Consider the following 14458-nt stretch of genomic DNA (forward strand, 5'->3'; position numbering starts at 1 on the left):
AACCACCTTCAATTTATATAAATAAACTTGCGTAAATATTGATATAAGAAACAACATAATAAGCATTATACATAGAATTTGCCGTGCTGTCACCAATTGCTTAATGCAGAAAATCCGACGATTGGGTCATCTTCGTTGTATCTACCACCACGCTATTTACATTGCCTGATAAAATTTCAATGAGCTGTTCTGCCATATACTCTGGAGAATGTTGATAACCTGTTTTCACCCACTCGGTAATCAAGCCAAATAAGGCATAGGCGTTATACGTAGCCAAAAGCTCGATATCTACTTTTTTATTTTTGTTCATGACAAAGTGATAGTCCCGCCTGATTAAATTTCTTAATAACTGAATGATTTTCGTTTCATATGCTGCAAGTTTCGGCGAACAAATAACCGTAGAATAGAATTCGGAATAAGTAAGGACATGCTTAAAAATATTGACACTGTGACTATTTAAATTGCTGACCATGAACCGCTCTGTCTGCAAATAGGGAGCTTTATACGCTTCGATAAAATCTTGACAAACATCATGAACCAGCTCATCAAATAATTCTGCGATGGATTGATAGTGATAGTAAAATGTCCCCCGGTTTAAATTAGCCCGATGGACGAGATCGGTAATCGTAATGTGATCCAAATCTTTTTCCTTTAAGAGTTCCAATAAAGCTTTCTTTAGAGCATCCTTTGATTTTGCTCCCCTTCGCACTTCTTTCATTTTCCCCTCTCCCATCATGCTATTTCTTCTAAAATTATACATTATTCACTCAATTTGTACAAAATTGGACAAAACACACAAAATTGTATATTGAATTCCCTTTTTCCGTCTCGTATACTCAATATGTAAGCGTTATCATTGAATATGAATAGGGGGAATGTTTCATGAAATTGGACGGAAAAGTAGCTGTTGTAACTGGAGCAGCCTCGGGCATGGGAAAGGCAATTGCCACCCTGTATGCAAAAGAAGGAGCAAAAGTCGTTGTTGCTGACCTGAATAAAGAAGGTGCAGAGCAAGTTGTCGAGGAAATTTCAAATGACGGCGGAGTTGCAACGGCAGTACAAGTCAACGTTGCTAAACTGGAAGACATTGAGCATATGATTGATACTGCAGTAAATAAATACGGAACATTGGATATTTTGGTAAATAACGCTGGGATTATGGATGGATTTGAACCTGTCGGAGACATTAGCGATGAAAAATGGGATCTCATTTTTGAAGTAAATACGAAGGGAGTGATGCGGGCAATTCGCAAAGCGATTCCGATTTTCCTGGAAAAAGGAGAAGGCGTCATCATTAATACCGCTTCCACAGGCGGATTAAACGGCGCTCATGCCGGGGTAGCTTATGGAGCTTCGAAACATGCGGTAGTCGGTATTACGAAAAATACGGGCTTTATGTATGCGCAGAAAGGAATTCGCTGTAATGCGATTGCCCCGGGTGCCGTGGAAACGAACATCATGAGCTCTGTTAAAGACGTGAACGAATTTGGGGCCAGCCGTGCCCGTGTTGCCCAAAGTGTTATCCCTCGGGCAGGAAAACCGGAAGAAATTGCACAAGTGGCACTGTTCCTTGCTTCCGATGAATCCAGTTTTGTCAACGGAACAGTTGTTGTGGCCGATGCCGGCTGGACTGCTGCGTTTTGAAAAATGATTCCCGATATAGGCAACCGTTCTTTTAATGAGGTTTGAGATCTAATAATAAATTTTACCGTATCATTCCACTGAATGATACGGTATTTGCTTTTCCAGTCCCACCAGCCTGGCCGCTGGGAATTAGATCCGCCATACCTCGAAGGAATCATCCGTACTATCGATTTATCATCCGATCTAATGTGAAATCTTCCATCCCGCTAAAAGAATCTGCCAACATTCAATAACTATCTGCCAAAATCGGCAAAGAATCAGCTACTCCCTCGGGCTAATCTTCCAAATACCAAATAAATCGGCATAATCGTCTATCCATCGTCCTTACAAATCAATTATCATCATTACTTCGAACGGACGTCATGAAAATCCCGAAGGGCGTTGCTTAACATATAAAAGCCTAATACGAACAGGGTAATCGTAATTCCCGGTGCAAACGTATACCACGGTGCGCTTACGATATAGGACTGGGCATCTTTCAGCATCCGCCCCCAGCTAGGGTCTGGCGGCTGTACCCCAAGTCCCAAGTAGCTTAAACCTGCTTCCGCCAGCATAGCTACTGCAAAGGCAACCGAACCAGCTACAATTAAAGGAGATAAAATATTCGGCAAAATATGTTTCATTATAATTTTCCATGGCCGCAAACCGGCCAGTTTTGCAGCCAGCACATATTCGGCTTCTTTTTGCTGGATAACCCCGCTCCGGGCAATTCTCGCGATTCCCGGAATGGCGATAATCCCTAAAGCAATAGCTGTGTTTATCATTCCTGTGCCAAAAACAGCAACTAACATTAACGCTAAAATAATTCCCGGAAATGCCATTAATGCATCGATCATCCGCATAAAAATTTCATCCACCCAGCCGCCAATATAGCCGGCAGCAGCACCAATCAGCGTGCCAAACACCATTCCGATACCGACAGCAAATGCCCCGACAAAAAAGGCAGTCTGGGTTCCATTCATAATCCGGCTAAAAATATCCCGACCAAATTCATCCGTGCCAAACCAATGGTCTGCACTTGGAGGCTGTAACTTTCCCGCGATATCCATGGAATTTACGTCATAAGGCGTATAGAAAAAGCTGACAACCATCATGATCAGATAAAAGGAGAGTATTCCTGCACCGACGATAAAGTTGACATTTTTCAAATATTTTCGTAACTGTTTCATCTTTTTCCCCCTAGCGAAGCCTTATCCGAGGATCTAGCATCGTGTACAACATGTCGATAACAAAGTTTACAACAACGACCATGATGGTAATATACATGACGATTCCTTGCACGAGCGGAAAATCCCGATAGCTGATGGATGTTACGAGCAAGCTTCCAAGTCCAGGCAAACCAAAGACTTGTTCAACAATAACCGTTCCGGCAACGACTTCCACAAAAATCAGTCCGAGCACCGTTAAAATTGGGACCATCGAATTGCGCAATACATGCTTATAAATAACAATACTCTCCTGAATTCCTTTGCTCCGGAGTGTCCTTACATAATCCAGCTTCATCTGGTCAATCACCGTGTTGCGAACGTAGCGAAAGGTAATGGCAATTTGCGGAATAGCAATCGTTATTGCCGGCAAAAGCAGCGAACCGAGAGCCCCTTCGATGCTTACCGACCAAGGGACATAACCGCTAATAGAAAAAAAGTCAAAACGCATGCCGATATAAATCATCAGCAGCATACCCAGCCAGAAGGCAGGGATGGCCATCCCAAGCTGGGTCAATGCAGAAAAGACGATATCGCTTCCTTTATTTTGCCGTTTCGCAAGGAAAATTCCTAAAGGAATAGCAACGACAATAACGATTGAAAGGGACAAAAAGGCAAGCGAAAGGGTTACCGGCAGCCGGTCGATAATTAAATCGATGACCGGCTGGGAAAACCGAATCGATTGCCCCAGGTCACCGGTAAATAGTCCCCCAATCCAATTTGCATACTGAACGTGGAGAGGCTTGTCCAGCCCTAATTGTTTTTCCAACGTTTCCACTTGCACTTCGTCTGCTTCCGGTCCGAGCATAATGCGTACCGGATCTCCCGGTATTACTTGAAACACAGCAAAGGTAATGACCGATACGAGCGCGATAGTGATGAGAAACAATAAAATTTTCCGCAACAATAAGGCCATGGATGCCAATTCCTTTCTACTCCGCAAATCTTACTTCAGATAAATCATGGAAGAAATACGGATATAATTGATACCCTTCCAACTTCGGATTCAGTGCCCAAATAATCTGATAGTCTGCCATATAAACGGCAGCGGCATCTTCACTTAACACTTCCTGTGCCCGATGGAACATCTCCACTTGCTTGTTTTCATCCGTTTCGACGATTACTTCCTCCATCAGCTGATCAAACTCCTCATTGGAGTAATTGAAGAAGTTGTTGCTTGCTTCCGTATGGTATCGTTTGATCGTTTCATACGGGGATAGCACGCCGGTAAAATCAATAATCGTCATATCATAATCCCGGCCTTGATAAATCCTCTCCAGCCAAATACCCCATTCAACTACTTCAATTTCCGCCTCAATTCCTGCTTCCCGTAAATTTTCTACAACCACTTGAGCGACATTGGAGTACAGCTCGGCATGGGATGAAATAGATAAAGTCGTTTTAAAGCCATCCGGATATCCTGCTTCGGCAAGCAATTCCTTGGCCTTTTCCACATCATGAGGATAGACGTCCTCCAGTCCTTCTTTAAAGTACGCACCCATGGCCGGACTCATATTGGAGCCTAATTTCGTTGCATAGCCGTTAAACGCTGCATCAATCACATCGTCTTTATTGATTGCATAGTTCATCGCCTGTCTAATCCGTTGATCCTGAAATGGCTCCCGTTCCTGATTAAAGCCTAGAAGCAACACCGTATTGCTGTCTTGATATTCTAGCTGAAAATCATTTTCCACCTCGGGGATGCGATGAGACCCGACAGCAACAATATCCATTTCACCAGACTGTAACGCCAAAAGGGCAGTCTGGTCATCTGGCTGGAAGGTGAAAGTTACTTTATCCAGATATGGCAACCCTTCTTGCCAATAGTTTTCATTTTTATCCAAAATCAAATTGCTTTCCGGATTGTAGCTGTTAAATTTAAACGGACCGGTTCCAATCGGGTTGTCATTATGTTTGCCATCATTGCTTTTTGGCAAAATCGCCGAATCTAAAGCAGTTAAATAGGATAGAAACGCCGAATTCGGCTCCTTCAGTGTAATAACAACGGTGTTTTCATCCGGTGCTTCAACGGAAGCAATAATTTCAAAGTTAGCATCTAACGGCTCACCTGTTTCTTTGCCCATTAACCGTTCGAAGGTGTAGATAACATCTTCTGTGGTGAGGGGATCGCCATTATGGAAGGTGACATTATCCCTCAGAGTAAATGTGTATGTTAGACCATCTTCAGAAACGGAATAGTCTTCCGCCAATGCTGGTTTCAATGACCCGTCTGTATCGCCATAAAGCAGGCCGTCAAACATGTTTAAAATCATTTGAAACGTAATGGATGCTTCCGCCATATGGGGATCCAAAAAGTCTGGATCATTATTAATTCTCACATTAATTTCATTTTTATCCGCCGTTTCCTTTCTTTCCCCGTTACTTTCTCCCGAATCTTTTGAACAAGCAGCCAATATGATGAAAAAGAATAATATGCTTGTAATAAACGCTAGTTTTCTCACAGCGCTATCCCCCTTTTATTTTACAATATATTCCTCCAATGATTGTTCTCCCTGCAGCAACGACACTACTTCCATTGTCGACGGCACGATAATGCAATCGGTTAACTCTTCTACCCCTTTATGGCCAAAGCGGTTTAGAACAATGGTTTGAATGCCTGCCTTTCCGGCACCGATTACGTCGTCATAGTAGTTGTCTCCTACATATAATACTTCCTCCGGCAAGTACCCGGATTCTTTCAAAAGCAGTTCGAACATTTTAGCATCCGGCTTACCGGAGCCAACTTCCGAAGAAACATAAATATAGTCAAAATAATCATCAATTCCAAGGGAAGCAAGCAATTTTCTGCATGACTTGTCCCAATTGGACAGGAGCCCCAGCTCATAACCTTCTCGTTTTAACGTTTCCAGCACCTTTTTCGTATGGGGAAACAATTTCCAAAACGGTTTGTTCTGAGCTTGCTCAATAAAAAATTGTACCTGTTCAAACAGATTAAAACGAAATCTTAAGCGGTAATTGACAGTCCCGATATACCAGGGCATATACGTTTCCGGAGCATGTCCAAAGACGCCCGGATAGTCCCGCATAAACATTTTATCCGCCAAATGGAAAGCAAGATCTACCTCGTCCTTCGATCGATCAAGCCCTTTATGCCGCAAATAGGCGAGGTAATCTTCCACCCTTTCGTTATAGACTAATGTGTATCCAAGGTCAAAGGTTACGAGTTTAATATTTTCAAAGTTCATCATACTTTGCTCCTTTACAAGCCGCAGCAAATTGACCGGCTTTATTTATTCGATTTGCTTTTATAAGCCGGGATGCCGGAAATTTCCTCTGCAGCTTTTATTGCTCGTATAATTGCCATTTCCATCGCTTTTGCTGCCATGTTGGCGACGAGATCAACAGGATACTTGTCCCCGCCCGTTGCCAAAGCAAAAATTGTATCGCCGTCATTCATCGTATGGGAAGGAAAAATCGTCCTTGCCAGTGCGTTATGGGTCACCTGAGCGACTTTCGTTGCCTCTGCCTTCGTCATTGTCGTATTTGCTGCCACCGCGCCAATTGTCGTGTTTCCTCCGGCAAAGGTTTCGATGGATGGCAATGTTTCCAGAAGTTTCATGCTGTCCATAATTTCGCCGGTTTCTTTATTTACAGGACCGGCTAAAATTTCGCCAGCAGACGGATCCCGAACATCTCCAACCGCATTGACAGCAACGATGGCACCAACGGTTAGCCCGTTCTTTAGCTGAATAGAGGCCGAGCCTAATCCCCCTTTCATACATTGGTCTGGTCCCGCCAGTTTACCGACGGTGGCACCGCAGCCTGCCCCGCTGTTGCCCAATGCAAATTCCCCAGCCGCTGCTTTCTTTGCCGCTTCATAGCCCATTTCCTTCGTCGGGCGAATTTTGCCGTTGCCGACGAGCAAATCGAATAACACCGCTCCAGGGACAATCGGCACGTTGAAACCGGCAACATCCAGTCCAATTTTCTTTTCCTCCAAATATTGCATGACACCCGATGCAGCTTCTAGCCCATAGGCACTTCCGCCGGTTAGACAGATTCCGTGAACTTTATCTACCGTATTTACTGGATTTAACAGATCTGTCTCCCTCGTTCCCGGTGCTGAACCGCGGACATCAACACCGCAAGTTGCTCCCTTTTCTGTGAGAATTACCGTACAGCCGGTAAGGGCATCCATGTTTTCCGCATTTCCCACTTTTATTCCAGGCACGTCGGTTATATTTCCGTAAACCAACTCTTCACTCCCTTTAATCTATCTATAAAATTCTACCTGTATTTTTCCTATATTCATATTATAATAATTTTTAAAAGTATCCTATAAAAACTTTACGATTTTAATAGATAATATTTACCAAATTTTTAGCCGCTCAAAGGGGAATATTTATGGAAAAAAGGGAAACGATAGCTGTCGGGACAATGGCAGCCGATGATATTTTATTGGAAGTCGAGCATTTGAAAACGTACTTTTATCTGGGGAAAGATAAAGTCGCCAAAGCAGTCGATGATGTAAGCTTTGCGATTAAACGGGGCGAAACCGTTGCCCTTGTCGGAGAATCCGGGAGCGGAAAAAGCGCCACCTCCTTATCGATTATGGGATTAGTACCTTCTCCAGGAAAAATTGTCTCCGGGTCTATCAAACTAAATGGAAAGGAATTAACGCGACTTTCCGAAAAGGAAATGAACAACGTTCGCGGCCGGGATATTGCGATGATTTTTCAGGAACCGATGACTTCCCTTGACCCGTTATTTCCAATCGGAGACCAAATTGCCGAATCATTACTTCGACACAAAAAATTGAAGAAAAAAGAAGCGAAAGAATTAGCCATAGAATTATTGAAAAAGGTTGGATTTGTCCGGGCGGAAAAAATGATGAAGGAATATCCCCACCAGCTTTCCGGCGGAATGCGGCAGCGGGTTATGATTGCCATTGCTATGGCCTGTAATCCACAGCTTTTGATTGCCGATGAACCGACTACAGCGTTAGACGTTACGATTCAAGCCCAAATTCTTGACCTGATGATGGATGTGAAGGAAGAATTCGATTCGGCTATTTTATTAATAACCCATGATTTAGGAGTCGTTGCTGAAACAGCTGACCGGGTTCTAGTCATGTATGGCGGTCAAATCGTTGAAGAAGGCACGGTGGAGGAAATCTTTCAGCAGCCGAAACATCCATATACGAAAGGATTGCTGAAAAGCATGCCTTCTTTAGAAATGGAAGTTGAGCGCCTTGATGCAATTCCTGGTTCCGTTCCCCCTTCCCACCAGTTTCCTGTCGGGTGCCGCTTTGCCGACCGATGTAAATTTGCCATGGAAATTTGCCAAAAGGAAAATCCAGCACTTTTCCAAACAAACGGTGGGCGCAAAGTCCGCTGCCATCTATATGAAAGTGAGGAGGGCGAACATGAATAACAAGGAAAAAATACTCGAAGTCAAGCAGCTAAAAAAATATTTTCTCCTCCGTAACGGACTGTTCCGAACCTCCTCCGCTTCCATTAAAGCAGTGGACGATATTAGTTTTGCTGTTTATCAAGGGGAAACATTAGGAATTGTCGGTGAATCCGGCTCAGGGAAATCGACGTTGGGCAGAACAATTTTGCGCCTATATGAGCCGACGGACGGAGATATTTGGTTCCAAGGAAAAAATATTGCTCCATTGGGGGAACGGGAACTGAAACCTTTCCGGAAAGACATGCAGATGATTTTTCAGGATCCCTTTTCTTCCTTAAATCCCCAGTTTACGATAAAGCGAATTGTGGAAGAGCCGTTTCTCGCCCAGAGCAAGCTGTCGAAAAAGGAAAGGACGGAAAAGGTGCTGCAGCTGCTGGAAAAGGTAGGATTATCTGAAGATGCCTTAACGAAACATCCCCATGAATTTTCCGGAGGGCAGCGTCAACGGATTGGCATTGCCCGTGCCCTTGCGATGAACCCTAAATTCATTATTGCCGATGAGCCGGTATCGGCATTGGACGTATCGATACAAGCCCAAGTACTCAATTTAATGAAAGATTTGCAGGAAGAATTTCACCTTACCTATCTGTTTATTTCCCACGACTTGAGTGTTGTCAAACATATTAGCGACCGAGTTGGGGTCATGTATCTTGGCAGAATCATGGAGATCGGGCCAAAAAATGCAATTTACGATAATCCGCTCCACCCGTATACGAAAGCTTTATTATCTTCCGTTCCCAAGACCAATCTAAAGGCCAAAAGAGAAAGAATTACGTTACATGGAGAACCGCCAAATCCAGCAGAGCCGCCATCTGGCTGTGCTTTTCGCACCCGCTGCCCTTTTGCCCATGACCGTTGCATAACCGAACGGCCAAAACTTGCCCATCAAGGAGAAGGGCATTTCGTTGCCTGCCACCTGTTTGAGAAAACCGCAGCGAATAGCCTATCATCTTAAAGGACATCCAGAACAAAGGATGTCCTTTTATTTTTCATATGATTTGTACAAATCTTTCCTTGCCGGTCATACATATATACTAATCTTTCATTTTCACGCTTTAGAAAGGAGAATTTTTCATGAAAAGTGCATTCCCAATCATCGGGCTATTGGCGGTGCTCCTTTTTGTTGCCATGCAGGAAGGAAATGCCGGTACGATTCACGGCGGCGTGCCGATATATGAGGAAGAAAGCAATGCAGAAGTAGATGTCTTTCAGCAGGCGGAACAAGTGCCAGCCTCCCTCGAATATCAGCTGGAAGAAATACGTGAAAAAGACGGCTACACAATTGAAGTTTACCGTGAGTACGAAATATACCGGAATGAAAACGGAACGATTGTAAAAATGATACCAACAGACCATTACAACTACTTAAGATATGAAAAATAAGCTATTTCCTTTAAGCCCATCTTGCTTTACTCCCTCGGATATGTCGGATATACTGAAGCAAAAGACGAAATTATAAAAATATTCCTTAAACTGGAGGAGGGACAAGAATTGGAACATGATGTTATCGTCATAGGTGCGGGATTGGCAGGATTAGTTGCAACGTGCGAACTGGCTGATGCCGGGAAAAAAGTATTATTATTGGACCAGGAACCGGAAGCGTCATTTGGCGGACAAGCATGGTGGTCTTTCGGCGGACTCTTTTTTATTGATTCTCCGGAACAGAGACGTCTTGGCATTAAAGACTCGGAAGAATTGGCCTGGCGGGACTGGATGCACTCCGCCGGATACGACCGGGAAGAAGATGAAGACAAATGGGGAAAAAAATGGGCAGAAAAATATTTAGAATTTGCAGCCGGCAAGAAGAGAGAATGGCTGCAAAAGCTTGGCATCAGGTTTTTCCCTATTGTCGGCTGGGCAGAGCGGGGAGCTGTTCTCCCCAATGGATACGGAAACTCGGTCCCCCGGTTCCACATTACTTGGGGTACCGGTCCTGGACTCGTTGCGCCTTTTGCCCAAAAGGTCAGGAATTATATTGCAACCGGTCAAGTAGATTATAAAGCTCGCCATCGTGTTGATCAATTGCTTAAAGAAAACGGTGCGGTTACCGGGGTATACGGCTCCATTTTAGAGCCAAGTTCAGCTGGCCGTGGAGAAGACAGCAACCGTAACGTAATTGGAGAATTTAAATATCGTGCTCAGGCAGTACTCGTTGCGAGCGGCGGAATCGGCGGTAATTTTGATCTGATACGCAAAAATTGGCCGAGCCGCTTAGGAGCTCCTCCAAAACAAATGATTTCCGGAGTGCCGAAGCACGTAGACGGGCGCATGCTCGCCATTGCCGAGGAAGCTGGCAGCCGGATTGTAAACCGGGATCGGATGTGGCATTATACGGAAGGAATAAAAAATTGGGCGCCAATTTGGAGCCGGCACGGCATTCGCATTTTGCCGGGACCATCCTCCCTGTGGCTTGACGCGGAAGGAAACCGATTCAAGGAACCAAATTACCCTGGCTTTGATACGTTAAGCACACTGGAAGCAATCCAAAAAACCGGCTATGATTATTCCTGGTTTATCCTTACCCAAAAAATAATCGAAAAAGAATTTGCCTTATCCGGATCTGAACAAAATCCCGACATTACAGGGAAGAGCATTACACAAGTACTAAAACGAGTATTGCCTGGAGCACCTGGGCCAGTACAAGCCTTTATGGATAAAGGAGAAGATTTTATCATTGCCAACGAATTGGATACCCTCGTTGAAGAGATGAACCGTTTATCCGGAGATTCTTTACTGGATCCTGGTTCGATTCGCAGGCAAATCGCAGAACGGGATGAAATAATTATGAATCCCGCGGCGAATGATACACAAATTAACGCGATTCACGAATCCCGTAAGTACATTAGCGAAAAACTAATCCGCGTTGCGCCGCCGCATCAAATGCTCGATTCGGATAATGGGCCGTTAATTGCTGTCCGTTTGCATATTCTTAGCCGGAAAACGCTAGGCGGACTGCAAACCGACTTGCAAGGAAGAGTCCTCGATTTAAATGGGTATCCGATTGACGGATTGTATGCTGCAGGGGAAGTGGCCGGCTTTGGCGGCGGAGGACTGCACGGTTATCGCTCTTTGGAAGGAACTTTTTTAGGCGGATGCTTATTCACCGGCCTTGTTGCAGGGAAAAATATAGCGGAAGCCCTTGGCAGCAGGAACGTGCATAGTTCCGATGCTATCCAAGTTTAATGTCGAGCCTTTTTCCCGGGAAATATTCTTTTATTCTTTATTTTTTCCATTACACACAGACTACGATAGTAAAAGGTGAGGAAAATGAAAATACGCCAATTACGTCAGGATGAAAATCCGCCGATGGATTTACTGCTATTAGCTGATCCATCGAGGGAATCGATTGCCGATTATTTGGAACGCGGCGAATGTTATATTGCTGAAAATGAAGCAGGCAAAGTCATCGCGGTTTACGTCCTGCTTTCCACTAGACCACAAACAGCAGAATTAGTAAACATTGCTGTTTGTGAGGAAGAACAAGGGAAAGGAATCGGAAAGAAATTACTCTTGGATGCCATTCAAAGAGCTCGATTTAAAGGATATAAAACGTTGGAAGTAGGTACTGGAAATTCCAGCATCGGCCAGCTTGCATTCTATCAAAAATGCGGATTTAGAATTACATCTATTGATTACGATTTCTTTACTAGGCATTATGAAGAAAAGATTTATGAAAATGGAATTTGGTGCAGAGATATGATTCGCTTAACACTAGATTTAGTATAAATATGCTCCCTTTATGGAAGACAGATTCAATCTGACTTCCTGAGGGAGTTTTTTTATATTTTCTCCCCTCATTTTATGATCTGGCGGTACCGGGTTGGAGACGCAGGACCAAAAAGAACTCCCTATCAATCGTTTTTTTCTATATTTTCGATGTAGTTTATCGCGAAGCACGTGCTCTCGGTGAATATCTCTCTCTTTTTGCTGAAATCAACCATGACACGCGCTCTCTCGGTTGATTCTCCACGTTTTTCTTCCGCAATCTGCCGTGACACGCACTCTCTCGGTTGATTCTCCACGTTTTTCTTCCGCAATCTGCCGTGACACGCACTCTCTCGGTTGATTCTCCACGTTTTTCTTCCGCAATCGGCCGTGAGAGGAGCTCTCTAGGCGCCCAATCCAGCCACAAGAACCATTCCCATGAAAATTCTCGGAAAAAAGCGTGGCACTTTTCATCAGTACCACGCATGAACTCTTATTTTTTCCCTTCCAGCAATTTCTTTTTCTCCTGCACCAGCCGCTGAAATTCCTCTTCTAGCCCTGGAGAAGGTTCCGTACTTAATCTGCTCAGCACGTCAGTTATTTTTGTTTCAATTACTAGCAGCTGTTCATCTCTAGTTCCAACTTCTTCCACTTCTTTAGACTCTACATTAAAACTGTCACGAATAATAATTTGCTGATCTTTTATTTCTAAAATCTTGTTGGCGATTTTTTCCACAAACATCCGGTCATGGGATACAAAAAGCAAGGTGCCTTCATAATCTATAAGCAACTTTTCCAGCGCTTCCATCGCTTCAATATCCAAAAAATTGGTCGGTTCGTCCAGTACGAGGGTATTGCTGTCACTGACAAATATTTTTGCCAATGCTACTTTAACCCGTTCCCCTCCGCTTAGTACTTTAACTTTTTTGTATACATCGTCCCGCCGGAAATGCAAGCGGGCTAAAACCGTACGAATCATTGTTTCCGACTGTTTTGACCCCTCCATTACGTTGTCCAAAATCGACCGGTCCTCGTCCAGCAGGGATAAATCTTGCCTAAAATAGCCAATTTGACAGACAGGTGAAACTTTCACCCCATCCTCCCTGCGCAAAATCTTGTTAATGAGCGTCGTTTTTCCGGTGCCATTATTGCCGACAATAGCAACCTTTTCACCGGCTTGAATCGAAAAAGAAACCGGGTTCCAAAGCAGCCGGCTGCCAATTCTTCCTTCGAGCTCATTTACTTGAACAATTGTGCGATTTTTCATTTTTGCTTCGTTTGGCAGCTCCATTTTTAAAGGCGGCTCTTCAAACGGTTTCTCCACTTTTTCTAATTTTTCAATACGCGACTCCATCGCTTTTGCGGCTTGGTGCAATTTTTTCTGTTTCTTGGCAAAATAAGGTTTTGCCCCGGTTATTTTCGCTTCGGATTGGCTCGTTTGCTTCGGCTTTTTCGTCGCCCTTGCCGCCTTATCCGTTTTTAATCGGAGCGCTCTTTCCAATTGTTTTTTCTTCGCAATGTATTTTTCATATTCTGCCCATGCCTGTTCTTCCTGTTGTTCTTTAAGCTGCTTATATTTTGAATAATTTCCCGGATAGATGTTAACCGTCTCGTCTTCTATTTCCCAAATAATATTGCATACGTGGTCAAGAAAGGTCCGGTCGTGGGAAATGACTATAAATGCGCCTTGCCAGTGATTCAGCGTATTTTCTACCCATTCAATATGTTTTGTATCTAAATGGGTCGTCGGCTCATCGGCAAGCAACACTCCAGATTGTTTGGAAAAAGCTGTTTGAATATACTGCTGCGTAATTTCACCGCCGCTTTTTTCCACATCCTGCCTTTTTAATTGGGGCACATATTCTACCTGTGCATAACGTTCTATTTTTCCTGATTCTGCCGGAACAATTCCCGCCAGCACTTTAAATAAAGTTGTTTTCCCTACCCCGTTTTTGCCGATAAGGCCAATCCGATCCCCATCATGGACTTCTAATTTTTCCGTTTTTAGTAACGTTCTAGCTCCAACTGTAACAACTAAATCCGTTGCATAAAGTAACATACAATTCCCCCATTTCTTCCGGAGGCACAAAAAAACCTCCATATTCACATCAGAATAGGAGGCAACCCGAAAAAAGGCCGAAAAATATCTGCTTTTTTCCGAACAAAATTACCAATCCTATTCTGAATATTTTCCATAAAAGGGCATACTGGTCCTATAGCCAGGAAAATCTCAATCCTCATTCTTTTATGGAAATATTACGGAAAATAGGATTAGTTTTTCATTCGGATAAATTCGTCCTTTCATATTAAAGTTACATTTATTTTATAAGAAAAGATGTATCGATGTCAAATTACTCTTTTTTTAAGTTTACCGATTTTCTTTGTTATACCTTCAATCCATTCGTATTTTTTAATCGAAGAAACTTGAATTTATATTTCTGTGTGGAAAAAGTTTATTTTTACCAACACAA

The 14458-nt window shown here is 43.5% G+C and carries 13 protein-coding genes; 6 read left to right on the top strand and 7 right to left on the bottom strand.

The features are described 5' to 3' along the window. Window positions 1-100 precede the first annotated feature (100 nt). The gene (locus IEV18_RS10335) at window positions 101-718 is read right to left on the bottom strand and encodes a TetR/AcrR family transcriptional regulator C-terminal domain-containing protein (RefSeq protein ID WP_188392302.1); all 618 of its coding nucleotides are present in this window, start codon (window positions 716-718) and stop codon (window positions 101-103) included. Window positions 719-882: 164 nt separating this feature from the next. Between IEV18_RS10335 and IEV18_RS10340 the strand changes: the two genes are divergently transcribed. Further along, window positions 883-1644: an SDR family oxidoreductase gene (locus tag IEV18_RS10340; protein WP_188392303.1), complete on the top strand. Its 762-nt coding sequence runs from the start codon at window positions 883-885 to the stop codon at window positions 1642-1644. Between the two features lie 344 nt (window positions 1645-1988). On the opposite strand, the gene IEV18_RS10345 is transcribed toward IEV18_RS10340, so the two are convergent. From IEV18_RS10345 to IEV18_RS10365, 5 genes are read right to left on the bottom strand one after another with little or no spacing between them, the layout of a single operon-like run. Next, window positions 1989-2813 carry an ABC transporter permease gene (locus tag IEV18_RS10345; RefSeq protein WP_188392304.1) on the bottom strand — a complete coding sequence of 275 codons (825 nt, stop codon included), beginning with the start codon at window positions 2811-2813 and terminating at the stop codon, window positions 1989-1991. Window positions 2814-2823: 10 nt separating this feature from the next. Further along, window positions 2824-3765 carry an ABC transporter permease gene (locus IEV18_RS10350; protein ID WP_188392305.1) on the bottom strand — a complete coding sequence of 314 codons (942 nt, stop codon included), beginning with the start codon at window positions 3763-3765 and terminating at the stop codon, window positions 2824-2826. A gap of 16 nt (window positions 3766-3781) precedes the next feature. Continuing rightward, on the bottom strand, window positions 3782-5311 hold the full coding sequence (locus IEV18_RS10355; protein WP_188392306.1) for an ABC transporter substrate-binding protein: 1530 nt from the start codon (window positions 5309-5311) through the stop codon (window positions 3782-3784). 15 nt (window positions 5312-5326) lie between these two features. Beyond that, a complete protein-coding gene (locus tag IEV18_RS10360) occupies window positions 5327-6055 on the bottom strand; it encodes an HAD family hydrolase (protein ID WP_188392307.1) in 729 nt (242 codons plus the stop codon). Window positions 6056-6096: 41 nt separating this feature from the next. Continuing rightward, a complete protein-coding gene (locus tag IEV18_RS10365; protein WP_188392308.1) occupies window positions 6097-7065 on the bottom strand; it encodes a P1 family peptidase in 969 nt (322 codons plus the stop codon). A gap of 149 nt (window positions 7066-7214) precedes the next feature. On the opposite strand from IEV18_RS10365, the gene IEV18_RS10370 reads away from it, so the two are divergent. The 5 genes from IEV18_RS10370 (at window position 7215) to IEV18_RS10390 (ending at window position 12008) form a co-directional block, all read left to right on the top strand. After that, window positions 7215-8243, top strand: coding sequence for an ABC transporter ATP-binding protein (locus IEV18_RS10370; protein ID WP_188392309.1), 1029 nt, complete (start codon window positions 7215-7217; stop codon window positions 8241-8243). Continuing rightward, the gene (locus IEV18_RS10375; protein ID WP_188392310.1) at window positions 8236-9237 is read left to right on the top strand and encodes an ABC transporter ATP-binding protein; all 1002 of its coding nucleotides are present in this window, start codon (window positions 8236-8238) and stop codon (window positions 9235-9237) included. The genes IEV18_RS10370 and IEV18_RS10375 overlap by 8 nt, the downstream gene beginning before the upstream one ends. Window positions 9238-9356: 119 nt before the next feature. Next, window positions 9357-9665 carry a hypothetical protein gene (locus tag IEV18_RS10380; protein WP_188392311.1) on the top strand — a complete coding sequence of 103 codons (309 nt, stop codon included), beginning with the start codon at window positions 9357-9359 and terminating at the stop codon, window positions 9663-9665. Window positions 9666-9773: 108 nt separating this feature from the next. After that, complete coding sequence (locus IEV18_RS10385; protein ID WP_188392312.1) at window positions 9774-11465, top strand: FAD-binding dehydrogenase; 1692 nt, start codon at window positions 9774-9776, stop codon at window positions 11463-11465. An 84-nt stretch (window positions 11466-11549) separates the two neighbouring features. After that, the gene (locus IEV18_RS10390; RefSeq protein WP_188392313.1) at window positions 11550-12008 is read left to right on the top strand and encodes a GNAT family N-acetyltransferase; all 459 of its coding nucleotides are present in this window, start codon (window positions 11550-11552) and stop codon (window positions 12006-12008) included. Between the two features lie 472 nt (window positions 12009-12480). On the opposite strand, the gene IEV18_RS10395 is transcribed toward IEV18_RS10390, so the two are convergent. Then, window positions 12481-14046, bottom strand: a complete 1566-nt coding sequence (locus tag IEV18_RS10395; RefSeq protein WP_188392314.1) for a Vga family ABC-F type ribosomal protection protein — start codon at window positions 14044-14046, stop codon at window positions 12481-12483. Between the last annotated feature and the right edge of the window lie 412 nt (window positions 14047-14458).

The sequence above is a fragment of the Compostibacillus humi genome (assembly GCF_014637175.1).
Taxonomy (GTDB): Bacteria; Bacillota; Bacilli; order Bacillales; family Amphibacillaceae; genus Oceanobacillus; species Oceanobacillus humi.